The 18,095-nt window shown below is 60.8% G+C and carries 20 protein-coding genes; 3 read left to right on the top strand and 17 right to left on the bottom strand.

Annotated features, from left to right (window positions below):
- Positions 1-221: 221 nt before the first annotated feature.
- Complete coding sequence (locus LN996_RS20625; RefSeq protein WP_231342693.1) at positions 222-515, bottom strand: hypothetical protein; 294 nt, start codon at positions 513-515, stop codon at positions 222-224.
- On the opposite strand from LN996_RS20625, the gene LN996_RS20630 reads away from it, so the two are divergent.
- Positions 498-647, top strand: a complete 150-nt coding sequence (locus tag LN996_RS20630; RefSeq protein ID WP_231342694.1) for a hypothetical protein — start codon at positions 498-500, stop codon at positions 645-647. The genes LN996_RS20625 and LN996_RS20630 overlap by 18 nt on opposite strands.
- 309 nt (positions 648-956) lie before the next feature.
- Here the strand turns inward: LN996_RS20630 and LN996_RS23920 are convergent, their stop codons facing one another.
- Entirely contained in the window at positions 957-1,343 is a 387-nt protein-coding gene (locus LN996_RS23920) for a PadR family transcriptional regulator (RefSeq protein WP_374202239.1), read from the bottom strand.
- Between the two features lie 358 nt (positions 1,344-1,701).
- Here LN996_RS23920 and LN996_RS20635 point away from each other — a divergent pair, with 358 nt between their 5' ends.
- Positions 1,702-1,887, top strand: a complete 186-nt coding sequence (locus LN996_RS20635; RefSeq protein WP_231342695.1) for a hypothetical protein — start codon at positions 1,702-1,704, stop codon at positions 1,885-1,887.
- Positions 1,888-2,162: 275 nt separating this feature from the next.
- Here the strand turns inward: LN996_RS20635 and LN996_RS20640 are convergent, their stop codons facing one another.
- From LN996_RS20640 to LN996_RS20700, 14 genes are all read right to left on the bottom strand, one after another.
- Positions 2,163-3,392, bottom strand: a complete 1,230-nt coding sequence (locus LN996_RS20640; protein ID WP_231342697.1) for a Gfo/Idh/MocA family protein — start codon at positions 3,390-3,392, stop codon at positions 2,163-2,165.
- Positions 3,393-3,397: 5 nt separating this feature from the next.
- On the bottom strand, positions 3,398-4,144 hold the full coding sequence (locus LN996_RS20645; protein WP_231342703.1) for a ThuA domain-containing protein: 747 nt from the start codon (positions 4,142-4,144) through the stop codon (positions 3,398-3,400).
- A 1-nt stretch (position 4,145) separates the two neighbouring features.
- On the bottom strand, positions 4,146-5,249 hold the full coding sequence (locus LN996_RS20650; RefSeq protein ID WP_231342704.1) for a Gfo/Idh/MocA family protein: 1,104 nt from the start codon (positions 5,247-5,249) through the stop codon (positions 4,146-4,148).
- A gap of 41 nt (positions 5,250-5,290) precedes the next feature.
- The gene (locus tag LN996_RS20655) at positions 5,291-6,190 is read right to left on the bottom strand and encodes a carbohydrate ABC transporter permease (RefSeq protein WP_231342709.1); all 900 of its coding nucleotides are present in this window, start codon (positions 6,188-6,190) and stop codon (positions 5,291-5,293) included.
- Positions 6,187-7,143 carry a carbohydrate ABC transporter permease gene (locus LN996_RS20660; RefSeq protein ID WP_231342710.1) on the bottom strand — a complete coding sequence of 319 codons (957 nt, stop codon included), beginning with the start codon at positions 7,141-7,143 and terminating at the stop codon, positions 6,187-6,189. Before LN996_RS20660 ends, LN996_RS20655 begins: the two co-directional genes overlap by 4 nt.
- Before the next feature lie 2 nt (positions 7,144-7,145).
- Positions 7,146-8,465, bottom strand: coding sequence for an ABC transporter substrate-binding protein (locus LN996_RS20665; RefSeq protein ID WP_231342713.1), 1,320 nt, complete (start codon positions 8,463-8,465; stop codon positions 7,146-7,148).
- A gap of 199 nt (positions 8,466-8,664) precedes the next feature.
- Positions 8,665-9,660 (bottom strand): LacI family DNA-binding transcriptional regulator, encoded by a 996-nt coding sequence (locus LN996_RS20670; RefSeq protein ID WP_231342716.1) that lies wholly within the window; start codon positions 9,658-9,660, stop codon positions 8,665-8,667.
- 797 nt (positions 9,661-10,457) lie between these two features.
- A complete protein-coding gene (locus LN996_RS20675) occupies positions 10,458-11,231 on the bottom strand; it encodes a hypothetical protein (protein WP_231342719.1) in 774 nt (257 codons plus the stop codon).
- Positions 11,232-11,460: 229 nt separating this feature from the next.
- Positions 11,461-12,573 (bottom strand): hypothetical protein, encoded by a 1,113-nt coding sequence (locus LN996_RS20680; protein ID WP_231342721.1) that lies wholly within the window; start codon positions 12,571-12,573, stop codon positions 11,461-11,463.
- A gap of 216 nt (positions 12,574-12,789) precedes the next feature.
- Positions 12,790-12,960: a hypothetical protein gene (locus LN996_RS20685; protein WP_231342723.1), complete on the bottom strand. Its 171-nt coding sequence runs from the start codon at positions 12,958-12,960 to the stop codon at positions 12,790-12,792.
- Between the two features lie 134 nt (positions 12,961-13,094).
- Positions 13,095-14,228, bottom strand: a complete 1,134-nt coding sequence (locus LN996_RS20690; protein WP_231342725.1) for an ImmA/IrrE family metallo-endopeptidase — start codon at positions 14,226-14,228, stop codon at positions 13,095-13,097.
- Entirely contained in the window at positions 14,225-14,938 is a 714-nt protein-coding gene (locus LN996_RS20695) for a hypothetical protein (RefSeq protein WP_231342727.1), read from the bottom strand. The genes LN996_RS20690 and LN996_RS20695 overlap by 4 nt, the downstream gene beginning before the upstream one ends.
- Positions 14,939-15,054: 116 nt before the next feature.
- Positions 15,055-15,186 carry a hypothetical protein gene (locus LN996_RS23745; RefSeq protein WP_269215868.1) on the bottom strand — a complete coding sequence of 44 codons (132 nt, stop codon included), beginning with the start codon at positions 15,184-15,186 and terminating at the stop codon, positions 15,055-15,057.
- A gap of 3 nt (positions 15,187-15,189) precedes the next feature.
- On the bottom strand, positions 15,190-15,381 hold the full coding sequence (locus tag LN996_RS20700) for a hypothetical protein (RefSeq protein WP_231342730.1): 192 nt from the start codon (positions 15,379-15,381) through the stop codon (positions 15,190-15,192).
- A 569-nt stretch (positions 15,382-15,950) separates the two neighbouring features.
- Between LN996_RS20700 and LN996_RS23925 the strand changes: the two genes are divergently transcribed.
- Positions 15,951-17,489 carry a zinc-ribbon domain-containing protein gene (locus tag LN996_RS23925; protein ID WP_374202241.1) on the top strand — a complete coding sequence of 513 codons (1,539 nt, stop codon included), beginning with the start codon at positions 15,951-15,953 and terminating at the stop codon, positions 17,487-17,489.
- A gap of 415 nt (positions 17,490-17,904) precedes the next feature.
- Here LN996_RS23925 and LN996_RS20705 read toward each other — a convergent pair.
- On the bottom strand, positions 17,905-18,095 hold a 191-nt coding region (locus LN996_RS20705; protein WP_231342733.1), incomplete at its 5' end, for a hypothetical protein.

Here is an 18,095-nt window from a genome sequence, read left to right on the forward strand (position 1 = left end):
GGCCGGGGCGGGGGGGCCCCCCCCGCCGCGGGCCCCCCCCCCCCCCCCGCGTCCCCCCCCCCCCCTACCCCAACCCCCCCCCCCCCCCCCCCCCCCCCCCCCCCCCCCCCCCCGCCCCCCCCCCCCTCGCGGTCTGTACAGGTGCTGTTATTCGCAGCGCCACCGGACCAAAGGGGACCACGACGCCGGCACGCGCCTCTCGGACTATCCCGCCAAACGCTTTAGAGAAGTTCCGCAACCTTCTGGGAAGTCGCTTTGGCCGATCCAGGATTCTGGCCCGTGACGAGGTTACCGTCAGCAATGGCGTAGGAGACGAACGGGAGCAGGGCTTTCTCATAGAGTGCTCCGCGTTCTTTCATCTCTTCCTCCGCGTTGTACGGCACGAGCTTGTCGACCCGAGCCAGCACTTCTTCCTGCCACGCGAAGCCGGTTACTTTCCGGCCCCCAACGAGGAGGCTGCCGTCCGAAAGCCTGGTGTTGAGCAATCCGAAGTACCCGTGGCAGACCGAGGACACGATGGCGTCCTGTTCGGAGACGTGTCACCTCCCGTCAATGCCGAGCGGCTGACCTACCGGACGTTCGCTGACATGGCCAGCCGGGAGTTCGGACAGAAATCCGGCTCCACCGTTGTCCCCGATGGATCGTAACGCCGCGGGGCTGTTCTCAGCCCAAGTGCGGGAGCTGCGGGAACTTCTTGCACGCTACAAAACACCACAATCGATTCAGCGCCGCGAAACTCGCCTCGTGACTCCCGGACTTCGCCTGAACTTCACATCGGCACAGCCTGGCAATCATTCGCCGCGAAGCGGACTCAACGCGACCGGGTTCGCACTAGGGGTCTCAAGCATCTGCTACACCCGCCATCGTGGTCGAGGAAGGCGTCGGCGAGCCAGCGAGCAGCTTTCAGGCCGCACGGCTGCGGCTGGTTCATGGTTTCAGTATGCCGAGAACTTACCCTAGTCAGACTTCCGTTGCTGGAATGGGGATTTAGTGCTGGCAGGCGAATCCACTTCCAATAAGTCGAGCAGCGCAGCCCTTAATTCTTTCCAAGTTGAGTGTCGCTGCTCCAACGCGTCATGCCCGGCTGCCGTCAGCTCATAGCGCTTGCGAGGCGGGCCATTCGGTGACAACTCCCACCTGTGCCGAACCAAGCCTTGACGACCTAGTCGCCCCATTAGGGCGTACAAGTCGCTTTCACACGCAAGGAGCTCGTGCGCTTCTCGCAACCGCTGCGTCATCTCATATGCATGAGCCGGCCCTTTCCTAAGGACCGCTAACACCGCGAACACTACCAATGCACGTCTGATACTGCTTCGATCTCCGGCCTGCCCCCAGCTAACCATGTAGGAAAGGTACCTCCTACAGCGTTGTAGAGCGAATCGAAATCCCACCTAAATTCGTCGAATCAAGGCAATACGGCTTTGAGACAAAAGAGAATTGGGCCGTTGGCCCTCCTTCGATGAGGGGGAAATCATGAGGACGAAAGTTCAGATATCGCAGTTGCCCGTGGGTACACCCAAAGTGAAAAAGTCCGGGCTTAGGAATGCCCTTTTGGCTTCGGGCGTGGCCCTCGGGGCAGCCCTAACGCCCCTAGCAGTTGCGCCTGCACAGGCCTCGACTGGCGGTGTTGACTATTTTTGCTCAAGCAGTTGGGGAACGACTGTCTGGAACGGGCGGGACCCTTACACGTGCGACGGAACATTGACAGGATACCGGGACGGATACAACGTTGGCTCCGTCAATATGGTGCAGCTGGTCGCTGACCAACCCCCGCGAACTGAGCTTGACCTCAACCAGTGGTGCAGCGACAACTCCTTCTACTGCGCGATGGCGGTAGGCGGGTTCTGGGCGTTCGTCAGCGGCGTCTGGGGCGCGGCCACTAGCTGAAATTGAACCGATATGGCGCTACCACGACAAAACTGCCGTGGTAGCGTCATCCCATGAAAGTGACTCCTCGAATGCGTCGCACTATCATCATCTTCCTGGCCGGATTCATCTCTTTCGCTGTATTCTGGCCGATCTACGGCGTATTGCCTGCACTCGTTATCGGTTTCGTTGTAGCGGCAGCCGCTATGGCTATCGATGCTGGAATAACTTCTCGCCGCAATTCCCGACGGGCTTAGATACTGTCCGGGCTCCCCTTAATACTCCAACGCGGGTCCCTAGCCTGAGACCTCTAGACAACCCTGTTTCTCTAAATAACTCTGGTTACGAGGGCATCTGGGGTCGCTGATCTCGCCCGTAGATCGAACCTCCGTCACGGTGCTCCTGTTCCGTGCCGACTCTTCGACGGCAGCCAACACCCGCTGGATCTGCAGCCCGTCATCGAACGACGGCGACGGCTCGCTGCCGTCGCGAACGGCAAGCAGGAAGTCCCGGATCTGGTGCGTGAACGTGTGCTCCCAACCGATGACGTGGCCCTGTGGCCACCACGCATCGACGTACGGGTGTTCGGGCTCGTTGACCAGGATCCGCCGGAAGCCCTGCTCCCGCACGGGAAGCGTCGCGTCCAGGAAACCGAGCTCGTTCAGGTTCTCCAGATCAAACGTCAACGAACCCAAAGACCCGTAGATCTCAATCTTCAAAGAGTTCTTCTGCCCGGTAGCCACTCGTGACGCTTCTACCGACGCGCTGAGGCCGCCGGTCAGACCCAAGGTGGCCCACGCGGCGTCGTCGACTGTCACTTTCTCCAGCCCAGCGGCACCGGGGCGTTCGGTCACAAAGGTCCGCAGCGTCCCCGTCACTTCAGTGACGGTCTGCCCGGTGAGGTGCTGGACCTGGTCGATGGCGTGGGAGGCGATATCGCCCAGCGCTCCGGAGCCGGCCGTCTCCTTGCGGAGCCGCCAGCTCATGGGGGTTTCGACGTCGGAAAGCCAGTCCTGCAGGTAGGCGGCACGGACGTGCCGCACAGTTCCGAGACGTCCTTCGGCAATCAGTTCGCGGGCCAATGCGAGTGCAGGGACGCGGCGGTAGTTGAAGCCGATCATCGATTGCACACCACGGTCCCGCGCCGACACTGCGGCGGTAGCCATCAACTCGGCCTCTTCCAGAGTGTTGGCGAGCGGCTTCTCCACGAGCACATGCTTCCCGGCAGCCAGAGCTTCCAGAGCGATCTCCGCGTGCATCCAGCCCGGTGCGCAGATGTCCACAATGTCGATGTCGTCCCGCGCAATCACGGAACGCCAGTCCGTGGCTGACTCGGCCCAACCGTACTTGGCAGCGGCCTCGGCCACCGCCAAGGCGTCCCGGCCAACCAGCACTTTCTGTTCGACGGCCGGGACGTCGAAGAAGCTGGCCACGTTCCGCCACGCGTTCGAGTGGGCCTTCCCCATGAAGGCGTAACCGATGGCAGCCACGCCCAACGGACGTCCACTAGGAAGAGGAGTGTTCATCGTCTTTAAGCCTCGAACCAGCCCCGCGAAGGGTTGGAGACCTCGGGCGCTTCGCGGAAGACACCGGGCTGGGCAACCCAGCCGACACCGTTGGCGATGACCTTCTGGATCTGTGGCTGGTGGTACACCGGGTATTCCTGGTCGCCGGGGCTGAAGTAGAAGATCCGGCCCTTGCCGCGCGAGAACGTCACGCCGGAGCGGAACACCTCTCCCCCGGTGAACGAGCTGATGAAGATCAGGTCATCGGGTTCCGGAATGTCGAACAGTTCGCCGTACATTTCCTGCTGCGGAATCACGATGGGGCTTTCAATTCCAGCGGCGATCGGGTGCGAAGGCTTGACCGTCCATACGAGCTCGCGTTCGCCCTCGTTGCGCCACTTCAGCGAGCAGGTGGTCCCCAGCAATCGGGTGAAGATCTTGGCGAAGTGCCCCGAGTGCAGGACCACCAGGCCCATGCCGCCGAGGACGTGGCGCTGCACGCGCTCCACCACTTCATCACTGACTTCCTGATGCGCGATATGCCCCCACCACAGCAGCACGTCGGCCTGCTCCAGGACTTCCTCGGAGAGTCCGTGCTCGGGATCGGCCAGCGTTGCTGTCGAGATTTCGGAGTCCGGGTAGTACCCCCGGAGCCCGGCCGCAATAGCGCCGTGAATCCCTGCCGGGTACATCTCGCCGATGGTCGCAGGCTCGTTGCGGGCCTCGTGGACGGCTTCGTTCCAGACGACGACCTTCAGTTTTGAATCAGACATTTCAGAGCACCACTTCACGTTGTTCGAGGGCGGATTTGTAGCAGGCATCGAGCACGAGCGCGCGGCTAAGGGCAAGCGAACCGTCGTGGCTTCCCCACACGGTCTCGCCGCCGCGCACGGCGGCAATGAAATCGTCGACGACGGCCTGGTGGGCTCGCCCGGGTTCGGCCACCACCTCGAAGTCGGCGTTCTCGCCGTCCTTCTCGGTGAAGACGTGGACGTCCGCTACCGGGTTCTCGGAGGCGCCGACCGAGCGCAAGTCCGCCCCGCCGTCGGTCCCGTAAACGGTGAAGTCCATCAGGTCCCGCTCGTCGCGGTACGTGGCCCATCCCGCTTCCAGGATCAAGGTACCGCCGCCTTCAAGCCGGATGAACGCGGACGCGAAGTCCTCCACTTCAAACTTGTGGCTGGAGTTCGACGCCGTGTAGCGGGCGTTGCCGCCGAGGCCGCGCGGGCCGAGTTCGGAGTGCGTCGACGCCGAGACGGACAGTACCTTGGGCTCACCCAGCAGGTGCAGCGAGTAGTCCAGGACGTGCACGCCGATGTCAGCCAGCGGGCCGCCGCCGGCGAGTTCCGGGTTCGTGAACCAACTGCCCAGCATCGGAATGCCTTGGCGCCGGAGCCATGACGCCTTGGCGTAGTACGGGCGACCCAGCGTCCCGGCGTCGATCACTTCCTTGAGCGCCTGGATGTCGCCGCGGCGGCGGTGGTTGAACGCGACGTCCAGGACGCGGCCTGCCTTGCGGGCGGCTTCCACCATCTGTTGACCTTCGACGGCGTTGCGCGCCAAGGGCTTTTCGCTCAGCACATGCAGTCCCCGCTCGAGCGACGCAATGGCGATCGGCGCGTGCAGGAACGTCGGCACGGCGACGCTGACGGCGTCGAGACCTTCGAGCTCGATCATGTCTTCCCAACGGGCGAAGGCGTGGGGAATGCTGTATTCCTCCTTCAGCTGGGCAAGAAGGTCAGCTTCCATGCCCGCGACGGCGACAATCTCGACGCCGGGAATGGTGCTGTACGCCTTAAGGTGCTGCTGGCCGGCCCAACCGATGCCCACAACTCCCACCTTGAGGGTTGTGGACGGGGCCTGCTGCTGAATGCTCACGTTGTTCCTGTTCTTTCTGGGTTTCTAGTTGTGGTTTGGGGTTAGCCCTTGACGGCGCCGGCCGTCATGCCCGAAACAATGCGCTTCTGGCACAGCAACACGAGGATGACCAACGGAATGGTGATGATCACCGATGCGGCGCTGATGGTGCCCAATGGTTGCTCGAACTCGCTGGTTCCGCTGAAGAACGCAATCGCCACCGGGACTGGGCGGGCTTCGGGTGAGGTGGTCAGGGTGACGGCCAGGAGGAATTCGTTCCAGACCGAGATGAACACCAGGATCGCCGTCGTCGCTAAGCCGGGGACGGCCAGCGGAAGGATGACCTTGCGGAAGGCGACAAACGGTGTGGCGCCGTCCATGTATGCGGATTCCTCCAGCTCACGCGGAATCTCCTTGAAGAACGATGTCAGCGTGTAAATGGCCAGCGGCAACGCGAACGTCAGCTTCGGAATGATGAGGCCCAGCAAAGTGTCATACAGGCCGATCTCGCGCCAGATGGAGAACATCGGGGCCGCGATGGCGATGGCCGGGAACGTGGTCACCGAGAGGATCAGCGTCAGGATCATCGCCTTGCGGCGCATCTTGAGCCGGGCCAGCGCATAGGCGGCGAAGGACGCGAACACCAGCGCCACTGTTGTAGTCACGACGGCGATAATCACCGAGTTGCGCAAGGCCAGGAGGAACTCGGGGTTCTGGAAGACCACCAGATAGTTCTCGAGTGTCGGCTGGCTCGGGAAGAGCTCACCTTGGGACAGGCTCGCACCCTTCTTAAGCGAGGTGTTGACCAGCCAGTAGAACGGGATCAGCGAGAAAGCCATGACGGCCACCACGAATACCCACACCAACGGGTGGAGTTTCGATTCCCCACGCAAGCGACGCTTTGGCGCCTTGGGGCGCGTGGCGAGTTCCGGCGTCGGGCGTTCTGCAGTCAGCGTGCTCATTGTTCCTCCTTCGCGACGTCGCGGATGTTGCCGCCTGCGAAGCGGACGTAGATGACCGAGACCACCATGACGGTGAGGAAGGTCAGGATGGACAGCGCCGATCCTTCACCCACCAACCGGTTTTCGCGCAGTTGCGTGTAGGCGAGCATGGACATGGATTCCGTGCCGTTGGCGCCGCGGGTGAGGACGAACGGCAGGTCGAAGACGCGGAGGGCATCCATGGTGCGGAAGATCGCGGCGAGGACGATCGCCGGACGCAGGAGCGGCAGGGTGATGTTCACGAAGGTCTGCCATTTGCTGGCGCCGTCGAGTTCCGCGGCCTCGTACGTTTCGGCGGAGATAACCTGCAGGCCGGCCAGGATGATGAGCGCCGCGAAGGGCGTGGTCTTCCAGACGTCGGCCATGACGATCACGGCCATCGCGTAGCCGTGCTCACCGAGCCAGACGACGTCGCCGCCCGGCAGTCCCAGCGTGGAGAGGACGTTGGTTACCAGGCCCATGTTGGGCTGGAACATCGTTTGCCAGGTGATGGCGCTGACCACGGTGATGATCGCGTACGGCAGCAGAACCACGGTGCGCAGGACGGCGCGGCCCCTGAATGCGAGGTTGAGCAGGAGCGCCATGGCCGTGCCGAGGATGAGTTCCAGGCTGACGGAGAGGCCAGCGAAGAGGAAGGTCTGGCCGAATGCCGCCCACCACTCTTGGCTTGCGAGGGCGTTGATGTAGTTTTCCAGGCCGACAAAGCGGGACAGGCCAGCCGTGCGGACGCTGTACTGGTTCAGCGAGAGCCAGATCGCGTAGCCGATGGGGACTGCCGCCACCAGGGCCATGATGACCAGCGATGGGGCGGTCATGCGGAAGGCGAGCTTGCGTTCGGCGCGGTCGCGGCCGCTGACGGGGCGGGCCGTTGCGCTGCTAGGGCTGCGGCCCGGTAGGAGTGTCTTGATGGCCATGATCAGAAGCTCGCCTTGGCGGCAGTGATTTCTTCAGCCATTTTCTGCACTGCTTCCTCGGTGGAGGCGGTGCCGGAGAGGACAGCGTAGACGTTCTTGTAGATCGCCTGCGAGATCTGCGGGTAGACCGGGGAGATCGGGCGCGGCTTGGCACCCTTCACGGAGGCGAGGAGTTCAGTGGCGAACGGCATCTTCTCGAGGACCGCTGCGTCAGAGTAGGCCGCTTCATTCACAGGTGCCTGCGAGTAGTCCATGGCCACGTGCTTCTGCCAGTCCGGGGTGGTGGCGAAGTCGATGAACGCGACAGCCCCGGCCTGGTTGGTGGAGTGCGCCGAGATTGCCAGGTTCCAGCCGCCCAGCACGCCGGAGGCCTTGCCGCCTTCCCATGCCGGCAGCGGTGCAACCGCGAAGCTGGACGCCAGCGGTGTCGCGTTGAGCAGACGGTAGACGTGCGGCCAGTTGCGCTGGTATCCGAAGTCGCCGGACTCGTAGGCGAGGCGGGCGGGGTCTTCGTTGTAGGTGAGGACGGCGCGGTCGGCTGAGCCGTTCTTGAGTCCGTCGCTCATGAAGTTGAGGACGTCGCGGGTTTCCTTGGAGTCGATGATGACGTCGCCCTGGTCGTTGAGAACTTCGCCGCCTGCGCTGTAGAGCATTTCGAGGAAGTTCACCGTGAGGCCCTCATACTGCTTGCCTTGGTAGACGTACCCGTTGCCGGGAGCCTTGGCGGCTTCCGCGTAGAGCTGCTGCCAGGAGTCGGGCTTGGCCACCTTGTCCTTCTGGTAGTAGATCAACCCGGCGTTGGTGAAGAACGGCGAGCCCCAGTACTTGTCCTGGTACTTCGTGGTTTCCACAGTGGAGGGAATGAGCCGGTCCTTGTTGGCTTCCACCAGCTTTGTCTGGTCCAGCAGCCAGCCTTGGGAGGCGAACTCGGAGGTCCAGATGACGTCCGTGACGAAGAGGTCGCACTCGGTGGACTTGCCCTCGAGCCGCTGCACGATCTGCGTGCGGGCTTCATCCGTGGTGGCGCCGATCTCGGTGTACTTGGCCGTGACCTTGCCGTTCGCCTTCGTGAACGCCTCCGCCGTGCCCTTATAGATCCCGCTCGCGTCCTTGACGCCGCAGATGTTCACGGCACCGCTGGCATTAGCGCCCGACGCCGGATCGGCAGCTGCCGCTTGCTCGGCACCTTGGGGCGCGGCTCCCCCGCTGCACGCGCTGAGGAGGAGGGCTGCGGCTATTGCGGTCGCTGCCAGAGCTTTTCGGTTGCGGGGCGTTGCTTTGTCCTGGCTCTGGAGCGGGAAAGCAGGTCGGTTCAAGTCCACAAGTGGCTCCTTTGGGGTCTGTGGGCGGCGGAGTTCAGTGCGCGTTCGGACTGTCCCGCGTTCTGAGGGTGGCTTCTTTGCCGGTGGTTCTTGTGATCCATGGAATCGATTCCAAAAGTATTCAAAAGAATCGGCCTCGCGGCCGTGGAATCGATTCCAAAGTAGTGTGACAGGGACCACGGAGGGCTGTCAACCCTCTTTATTTGGTGGAGTCCCTGATGACGAGTTCGTGCGGGAGAAAGGTTCTTCCCTTGCGATGTTCCCCTGGGACTGTCATGCGATCGAGGAGCTCAGCGAAGGCTACGCGGCCCATTTCGTAGGCCGGCTGCCTAACAGTGGTCAGCTCCGGAACGCACATTTCTGCCTGGGCCGAATCGTCGAAACCAGCTACGGCGATGTCATGTGGAACTCGTAGTCCGGCGTCGGTGAGTTCACGGACGCAGCCGGCTGCAACTACGTCCGTGCCGCAGAAAACTGCGTCCGGAAGGTCTTTCGTTTCCAGGAGTTTCTGGGTTAGGCGGCGACCGGCACGGAACCCGAAATTCCCTTTACCGAGCAGGATCTGATCATCTTCCAAGCCTGCTTCCGCGAGTGCCTGGCGGAATCCTTCTTCACGCAGCCGGCCCGAGCGGGCTCCTCTATGCGCGAGCATGGCCAGCTTCTTGGCGCCCGTGTCGATCAGATGTTTGGTGATGTCGTAGGCTGCCTGACGGTCATCGATGGACACCCCGAATGCCGCCTCGGCATCGACGATTTCACAGACCTGGATCACGCTCAGTTGCTCGGCGACAACGTTGACTTCCTCGTCCGGCATCGTCGGCGAAAAGATCACCAGACCGTCTACTGATCCGTTCCTGAGCATGTCCACTAGTTGCTGTTCGCGGTCCCGGTCTCCGTCGGTTGCTGCGATGAGGCTGACGTAGCCGGAGTCCGCGGCCGCGTCTCCTACACCCCGAAAGACTTCGCTGATCACGAGGGAGTCCAGGTTCTTGGCGAGTGCTAGGACCCGCATTGTGCGGTCTCTTCGGAGATCCCTTGCCGAAGCAAGAGGACGATAGCTGAGCTCCTTTATGGCGGCGTTGACTTTCTCCTTTGCCCCCTCACTGACAGCCAGGCTCCCGTTCAAGACACGCGACACCGTGCCTACGGACACGCCAGCAGTCCTCGCGACGTCCTGAACTGTCGGCCGAGCCATTCGATTATCCTTCCGCGAGCGATTCTGCGGCTTCTGCACAATTGCCGTGGCATGCCCAGCGGCGCTCCTCAGCTTAGCCGGAGTATGGAAACCGGCCATGCCTGACGATCAGTCGCAATTCGACCGCTGACGCGATCGGTGCGTGCGGTCGTAGGTGAACCGACCCGTTGACGGGTTCGCGCCCCGTCAGAACAGCGACATCAAGAATGAACAAACCTCCCACAATCTCGCTAAAGGTGCGAACTCATCAACATTGAGAAAATCGAAATGAGACGGTCTGCTTGGACATCGCGACCCCGGTACAGAGCCTTACGGATTGACCGAAGCCTTTACGAGAGGGGTCGAATTTAAAGGATCCTTTGTCAGGACCGAACATCCCGTTCTGGGAGGTCGGTCGATGTCCGTGGTTTCCAGCCTTCCCGTAGTAATGGAGAAATTTTGGGCGCATATGGCTGGGCAGGATCCTGACCTCGGGTTCTGTGCCCAGGTTGTTACCGGTCGCTTGCCAGAGCTGACGGCTTTCTGGCCCAATCATCTCCGTGCATCAGTTGAATGGCCCGTGTACACCCTGCCGTCCAGACTGGAACTGGAGATCCCCGAGTCACCAGCAGGCATCCATGGCTTCAGTGCGTAAACGCGCCAGAAACGGAATGTTGACGGTAACAACCCCCGGAGTGATGCGAAATCGGCCTTTGCGGTGGGCCCGTGAGGGCGTCTGCCGTACCCTAAAACGGTCCCGTTGTCGACATCGGAGGCAAGTCACTTTGGGCGGGACGGCCGTGGGCAGAAGCGGTGTCTCAGCCGGGCGGATCCGCCATCGTGTCTGGGAACCAAGGGAAGCGAACGCCAGTGGTGAGCCCAGTGAGCGAACACTGCCACAGGAGGTTCAGGCCACTGCAGACAACGTCCAGGGATCGGTCAGTAACTATCTTTGCGATGGGTTTGCCCAGCTCGGCAAACCAGCTCTCCCCATGAGAAAGACTGCTTGAAGCACTCCAGAGGACAAGTGCATCCTGCTTGGACCTGCCAGCGCCGCCGTAATAATCGTCCACTTTGTTACCGAGATGGATGACCAGCTGAGTCTCAGATGGAGGCCTGATGGGAGAAATGCCGGCTCGCTGCAGCTCTTCCTCAATCTTCCTTCGAGCTTGCTCGAGGCGCCCTGCGACTCGTGAGAAACCGGGATCTGTCGCGGCCTCGCTAGCAGCTTGCATAGCTTCGCGGCCACGTCGTCGGTCGGCCATTACAACGCCAGCTGCACGGGCCACCCGTTCTTCTGGTTCAAAAGACGAGAGGATCCACAGTCCTCTGGCTGTGGAGAGCAATGCTGAGCGGAGCGCAACCAGATGTGTGCCAAGGAGGCTAGTGGCGTGCGCTTGAGACATATCAGCGGCAACTTTGAGGTTGGTTACCCCCGTAGACCAGCGCGTGCGGACGATGTCATAGGTTCGGAATCCGACCAGGGCCGCGTCTCTTCCGAAAAGACTTTCAGCGGGCGGCTCGATGCTTTCTGTCAGGAAGTCTGAGCTGATTTCAAAGACTGCCCGCACGCGGTCATAAACGTCGGTCACTTATTGATGCTAACAACTCGTAGGCAGCCTGCCGAGGCCCGCCATAGATGTGTCCGAAGCTCATCAAAAGGACCCTTTTGGAGCTCCGTCTTCGTCCTCGTAGCCCGGGGAAGGGGGGGCAGCGTTTGGCAGCTCAGAACTCGTCGGCGTTATCAAGCGAGGTTAGTTCCTCGGGCCAGACGTTATTGACCGACCTCTGGGGGTGGCCCCGGGGGGCCAAAGACGCCCACTACGTCTTCTTTCCAGGCAGATCGGCGGTTGTGGCGGCAATTTCGAGATCATGCAGCGACACGTAACGTTGTTTTTGGACGAATGCAGTTCCTCTGCCGCTGGTCTGGTGGTTGAGCTCTTTGCGAAGGATTCTGTGCCTCGGGTCACCAGCTCGAGAGAGAAGAAAGACTTGATAGCGGCCAGCTGTCCACCCTAGGTCCCGGGCTACTTTCATGATTTTGCCCATGCGCTTCTCATCAGATTTGGCCGAAGCCAGCAAGCGCTGCTGCTCGGCAATGCTCCAATCAACGTTGTCCACGCGGTTGGTGATGAATGGGACCTCCGCCTTTACCTCTTTGTCGGCGTAGAATCCGATTCGGTCAACTTGTCTGAACGAGCGTCCTGCTTGGCAAACATAGACATGTTCCTTCTGATATAGATCCCAGGCCTGGGAACCGGGGATAACGACCGTGTCGAACTTCTTTGTAGGGCGGCGACTGTAAACGGAGGAGACCCGTTCGATGGACTCGAGCCAAGGTCTAGCGTCCGGGTCTATCCACCCAGCTACTAGCAACATTTTTCGGAGCTGAAATGGGACGTCCACAGCGAGTAGGGAGTCAGGATGTGCCAGACGGTTGCGGAAAAGCCTGAGATTATTGCAAGCCGCCGCGACATCCTTGCGTTTTCCGCTGGATTGGGGGAAAGCCGAGTGCAAGGCATGGCGCCACAGTTCCTCGTGCGGCGTGCCCAGGAGGTTCGTCCAGAAGCCAAAAGATAGGTTGGCGATAATCTGCGGCCGTATCTCCTTCTTCTGGGCGCGGAGTCGCAATCTCGTCGCATCGATGGACGCCGAAATGCTGGTCTGCGTGGGCCCGCTGTTGATTGGCATTAGGAACCAGGGGATCCCGCAGGCCTCCTCTTTCATATAGTCCTGAAGGCATCCGTCAAGAGCATTTCTAATCAGAACCTCGAGATGTGACATCACTTCGAAGCAAGCTGCCGAAAGCTCGGCGTTCCACTTGTACAAGTTGATCGCCGTTTTATGGTCCCCATCGGCTTCGAGGAGGTAAGGGCGCATGCGGGCTTCGGAAAACCAACCATGAATATCTTCAGGCGACGATTGCAGACTCATATGACGATGCTATGCTGAAGAGGAACGCCCCAGATCCGCCTCTGCTACTGCAAGCGACTGGGGCTCCTCCCTTTAACTATGGAGCCTTAGTCCCATAACCCGGCATCTGCTGCTGCCCTTGTCATGCTGTCGGAAATCAGCGGGCTGTCGGTGCGACTGGTCTTTCCCCGCGTGGCGAGGGCGTCCTGATTGTCGGTGCGAGGTCGGTTCCGCTTCTCAGCAACGGATCAGCTGGTCCACGCGCAGGAGATCGTTGTGATCGAGCAGCAGTTGGTCCAGCGCGGACACGCCTTCGACCAATTCGATGACATGGCGCCCATCCTTGTCCCGGCCCAGGGGGCGTGGCACATCAACACCTGCTGCGCGGGCCGCGGCAGGTGCGGCCATCACAGAAAGTCCTCTGGGTTCGCGTTCCCGCGGAGGTTCTCCCCCAATGCTTGTTTCGCTGCGCATACTCGTCTTTCTGCCCCCTCAACGAAGGTCCGGACTGTTGAGGTCCCTACCCGAATCCGGGCTTCCCGTCAGCGAACCAGCGTAAGCTTCGGTCGCTCGTCTACAAGTCCCAGCACTTGCCGAACGCGTTCCGGAGCCCACCTGAGCTCATTTGCCAGATCGGCCACAGCAAACCCGATTTTCTCAGCAACATTCATTGCCTCGGTCAGCAGCATCGGGACTTCTCCCGGGAAGTCCGCCACGGACGACTCCTGCCGGTTGCCTGACCTTAGTTTTTGGTATGCACGCCTGACGGAAACATCTGAGGCGCCCTTGAGCTCCTGCATGCGAAACACCAGGGCCTCGGCCGACACACCCCACGTCTGGCTGATCTGGCCAAGCCGCGGAAGGTTCATGGTGGCAGGGAGAACCAGCTCTATTTCGGCCCGCGGCATAAGAAATTCAGCAGCAAATGCATCAGCTTCGCGTTCCTGCCGGGGGTCCCCGACAGCGAGTTCGCGATGGAGGATGAGATGGCCAAGTTCGTGGGCGCACGTAAACCTGTGCCGGTAGACAGAACGGGCCCTCTCGGGGGTCACGACGACGATTGGGCGGTTCAGTGCTGCCGTAGAGAATGCATCCACCCGCGCGGTTTCGTTTTCGTCGCCGCGTAGAGTAAGAACCGAAACGACGATGCCGTTGCGCTCCATGAGTTCCACCAGGTTGGGAACCGGGCCGCTGGGCACCTCCCAGTAGGCTCTGAGAGCCCTGGCTGCTTCTATGGGCGACATGCTGCTGTCCGCTTCGTTAAACGGAACATTCACATCCGGGAAGGCCACGCGCTTTTCGAGCGCGAACGTTGCTTCCCACACCTGTTCGACAAAGGAAGTTGCCTTTAGCCGCTCCGAGGCGCGCGTGGAGCGAAGACTGCGGAAATGGGCCTGGGAGACGTCCAGTTTTCCTATCGGCCTGCCCATGGCAAAAAAAGCAACAGGCTGTCCCAGCTCCTTGGCCAGCAGGCCCAATACTTCAGGACGTGGCGTCACACCGGCCTCGTATTGGCCGATGGCAGCGCCTGACACACCAACCGCGTCGCCCAGCGCTTGCTTGGTAATCCCTGCCAACCGCCGCGCCTGCGTCAACCTGGCAGGATCAAAGTGATCTCGGACAGCTTGGGACGACATCAATTCCTCGGTTGAGAACAGAGTGAGCTGCCTGGTCATGATCCGGATGCTTCCTTAGGCATCAGGTTGAAGCCGCGGCGGGGCTCGGAATCGAAGCTCTTCGGCACCGGCTTTGCTGCTGCATCCGCCGGGTCCGCATGGAAGAGCTCCTGGGTGTTCTGCAGGATAAGCGCGCCGTCCTCATCCAACTGGGCATCAGCCCACACTGCTTGGTGCAAGGCTTGATGGTTGCTGGCATAGGCAACGACTACTACCGGGTGATGCTTGAGCGACTCGGAATCCTCCAGCTCTTCCAGCGCGTCAACGAGTGCGATTTCCTCGGGCGTCAGGGAGGCGCGGGCACCGTCGCCGAGGTCGAGCATTCCCTGTGAGGGGCCCACAGGCATGGAAAAGGTGCCGATCCGGGAATCCGACGTCCCATACTTCTGCTGGTGCAGGTCAGCCGTGGCCAGCCTAGAGTACCGCCAGGGAACGAGAGCTGTGCCGTTGACGACGAGCACCTTGGGCTTGCCCTTTCCGGGCCGCTTGAATTCAACTCCCTCAAGTCCCGTCAGCGCATCCTCGAGCCTCTCCTGGACGGTGTAGCTCACCTGACCGTAGGACCGCTTATGCTTCGAGTTGATCAGCGCCTGGCCGTCGGCATGCTCATTGTGGCAGTTCGTAAGAGTGGTCAGGATGATCCCAGGAAGGCTCTTTCCGTGGGCGCCAAAGCGACGAAACGACCATTCGACGTCGACCGCGTTCTTCAAAGCAACCTCCTGTAGTTTTCTACCTAAAACCTACATGAGAACTTTAGAAATATCCAAGAATGCGACACTCTTGGGTGTGTCGCCTTTCGGCCGGGTGCCATGAGAGGCCGCCCGGATCAAAGCTCGGCCTTAAGGTAGCGCCTCCCCAAATCCATGGATCCGACCTGGTTCATGATGTCCAGAGCCAGACTGCGGACCGACTCCAATGCTTCGTCGTCACCAATGTTGGCGGAGAGAACCCCGGTCACCGGCTAGAACTTATTGATACCGGTCACATGGTCACGGTCACGCAGGTGGTCGGCGCCCTTCTGGAAGGTTCGGATGAATATGGGCAGGTCGCCTCCGGCGCTTATCAGCAGGCTGATTTCGAAATCGCTGATCGTGTCCAGTCGCTCCGGGAATACGCCCAGCCCCTCAGTTTCCGGTCGATGGCATCCGTCCACGCCTTTACGTGAAGTATGTCCTTCGCCGCGCTGGTGGCCCTGTCTTCGGCCACGCCGTAGACAATCATCACTCCGCCACCGTTGACCATGGCTGCAACATCCTTGGCAAACTCCTCAGGTGCTTGGGATTACGGCTGTCAGGCAGCCTCTCCTTCCAATCGAGGTCGCCTTTTCCGTCACCGGCCGCTCGGTAGCACTGTGGAGCATACCGAACGCCAGCTCGGAAGGAGGGAGCCCAAGGTCGCGGTGCAGAAGTGTGAAAGCCATGGATGAAATTCGTGCAGCCTCGTCCGTGGCCCCTTGACCTCCTGCTTCACCACAACGCCGACAACTTCGGATTCCGCGGAGCTCACGCAGAGGTGGCGCCCTCAAGTCAGGCTCATGCTGGGGTCCGCGCACGGAGTGTGACACGACCCGGCGCCCTGGTTCGCATCAGACGCAGGGCGCCTCGATAGGATTCAGGAAACACAATGGGGGGACTAGTGCAACATACCGACAGCCATCTCGTCCTGCCTATGCGACCGCGAACCTCGAGCAAGTCCTTGGATCAGCCGCTCCCTCAAACCGGGATGAAGAAGGGCAGCATCACGCTGCAGGAAGCGGAGCCCGACCTAGCGGCGGAGTGGCATCCCACTCTTAACGGTGACCTAAAACCAGCCTCTGTGTGGACTGGTTATAAAGGAAAGATTTGGTGGCTCGGGGAATGCGGCCACCACTGGGACGCTGTAATCTACAGCCGCCGGGCCGGCACGGGTTGCCCCTATTGTGCTGGGGTCCGTATTGGGTTCGGAAATGATCTTGCCTCCAACTATCCGGATCTCGCAAAAGAATGGCACCCAACGAAAAACGCCGGCCTCGAGCCCACGGCGGTAGCGCCTCGCTCCAACCGCAAAGTGTGGTGGGTTGGCAGCGATTGTGGTCATGAGTGGGAAGCTGTCATTGCCAATAGAACCAACAAATCCCGCTCTGGCTGCCCCTATTGCTCAAATCAGAAGGTAGGGTTCGGGAACGATCTGGCTTCTCACAATCCTGAACTCGCTGCGGAATGGCACCCAACACTAAATGGTGATCTCAGGCCGGATGAAGTGACAGCCAAGGCTCGGCGCAATGTCTGGTGGCGCTGTAGCCGGGGACACGAGTGGCGAGCCATGATTTTTAAGCGCGCTGCCGGGGCTGACTGTGAAAGGTGCCGGTTGGTTGGCGTATCGGAACTGGAAGTGGCAGTGTTCATGGAGCTTGACGAGGTCTTGTCAAGCCACATCAAGCGACGCGAGCAGGACGTGCGCGTTAGGCTGCCGAACGGACGAACCCTGCGAGTGGACATGATTTTTGATGACCTAGTGGTTGAGTTCGACGGTTCCTATTGGCACTCGGGTAAGGAGGGCCCGGATCGGGAAAAGACCGAGGACCTCAACTCGCTAGGTTTCTCCGTAGTTCGCGTTCGCGAAAATCCGTTGTCGCCCATTACAGCCCTGGACGTCGTTGTTCGGCGTGCACCGACTGCAGTTGAGGTCTCGGGTGTCGTGTTGGAGCAGATGGTCAAGGCCGGCCTACTCCCCGTAGAGGCCCGGTCAGATGTGGACAAGTACCTACTTGACGGTGTGGCAGTAGGAGGAAATGAGACGTCCCGGCGAATTGCCGCTCTACGTTCAGGGGACTATGGTGCCCGCTCTTTGGCCGCAAGGTTCCCCGACGTTGCGAGTGAATGGCACCCAGAAAAGAACGGTGACCTCACCCCTCAACAGGTCACCGGTGCAGCTGGCCGCAAAGTCTGGTGGCTCTGCCCATCCGGGCACAGCTATGAAGCAAAAATTGACCAACGGACGGGAAAAGGGACCGGGTGCGGGTACTGCTCGGGAAGATATCCCACGTCAAGGACATCTCTAGCGGCGTTGCGTCCTGAACTTGCTGACCTCTGGCACCCCACCCTAAACGGAGAGCTCGAGCCCCAACATGTAACCCCCCATTCGAAACGGTCTGTGTGGTGGCTATGTCCTCAGGGCCACGAAACGGAGGACCGCGTCTCCGATCGTACGAAAGGGATGGTTTGCCAAGGGTGCCCCAACTCCCGACGACGAGAAGGCCAAGACGAGGCAGGCCGTGGATAACCCGGATTGACCCCAACTAGAAGTTGCTTTATTGATGCCTCTACGTAGGTCGCGCCGATAACAACGCATATGTCGTGTAGGGCCCGGTGTACTTCATCAGACGAACAAAGGCCGCAGCTCTAACCAGGGCTGTGGGTAGAGTTTCTTGGTCAGGTGCGTCGTCTCCAACGCTGAGCCGACGCGGCAGGAGGGCTGCAGATGCATCTGGCACGATGGCAATCCTACGGACCACCAAGGCACACAGGAAGTAAGCGAAGTCAGCGCTTGCCCTCGCCAAATCATCGGCCCAAGAGTCAGCAGAGTTACCTTGCACGGCTGGAATGAAGAGGTGGTTCGCCTTGTGGCGACACAGCCCAGTTCATCACTCTGGTATCCCAAACCCCCACCTCCCACCCACCCCCCGTGATGACTCATGTCAAGATGCTCGCGAAAGTGTTGTGCGTGCCTCAGTTATTTCTGCTCGCGTGATTGAGGCTTCCAGAGCCTGTGTTTTCGCGGCGGCGAGGGCGATGAGCTGGGTTTGGATTCTGGTGATGCCGCGGGTGAGTTCGGCCGGGTTGGTGGTCTCCATTAGTTCGGCAAGTTCGGTCGCTTTGGCCTCGGTGA

Source organism: Arthrobacter sp. AK01 (assembly GCF_021109375.1).
Classification (GTDB): domain Bacteria; phylum Actinomycetota; class Actinomycetes; order Actinomycetales; family Micrococcaceae; genus Arthrobacter.

Bases quoted from the DNA above. Each gene is read 5' to 3' on its own strand.
- LN996_RS20670 (WP_231342716.1), bottom strand. From the start codon at position 9,660: ATGGCTCGGCCGACAGTTCAGGACGTCGCGAGGACTGCTGGCGTGTCC.
- LN996_RS20645 (WP_231342703.1), bottom strand. From the start codon at position 4,144: ATGTCTGATTCAAAACTGAAGGTCGTCGTCTGGAACGAAGCCGTCCAC.
- LN996_RS20680 (WP_231342721.1), bottom strand. From the start codon at position 12,573: ATGAGTCTGCAATCGTCGCCTGAAGATATTCATGGTTGGTTTTCCGAA.
- LN996_RS20640 (WP_231342697.1), bottom strand. From the start codon at position 3,392: ATGAACACTCCTCTTCCTAGTGGACGTCCGTTGGGCGTGGCTGCCATC.
- LN996_RS20690 (WP_231342725.1), bottom strand. From the start codon at position 14,228: ATGACCAGGCAGCTCACTCTGTTCTCAACCGAGGAATTGATGTCGTCC.
- LN996_RS20655 (WP_231342709.1), bottom strand. From the start codon at position 6,190: ATGAGCACGCTGACTGCAGAACGCCCGACGCCGGAACTCGCCACGCGC.
- LN996_RS20660 (WP_231342710.1), bottom strand. From the start codon at position 7,143: ATGGCCATCAAGACACTCCTACCGGGCCGCAGCCCTAGCAGCGCAACG.
- LN996_RS23925 (WP_374202241.1), top strand. From the start codon at position 15,951: ATGAAGAAGGGCAGCATCACGCTGCAGGAAGCGGAGCCCGACCTAGCG.
- LN996_RS23920 (WP_374202239.1), bottom strand. From the start codon at position 1,343: ATGGTTAGCTGGGGGCAGGCCGGAGATCGAAGCAGTATCAGACGTGCA.
- LN996_RS20685 (WP_231342723.1), bottom strand. From the start codon at position 12,960: ATGGCCGCACCTGCCGCGGCCCGCGCAGCAGGTGTTGATGTGCCACGC.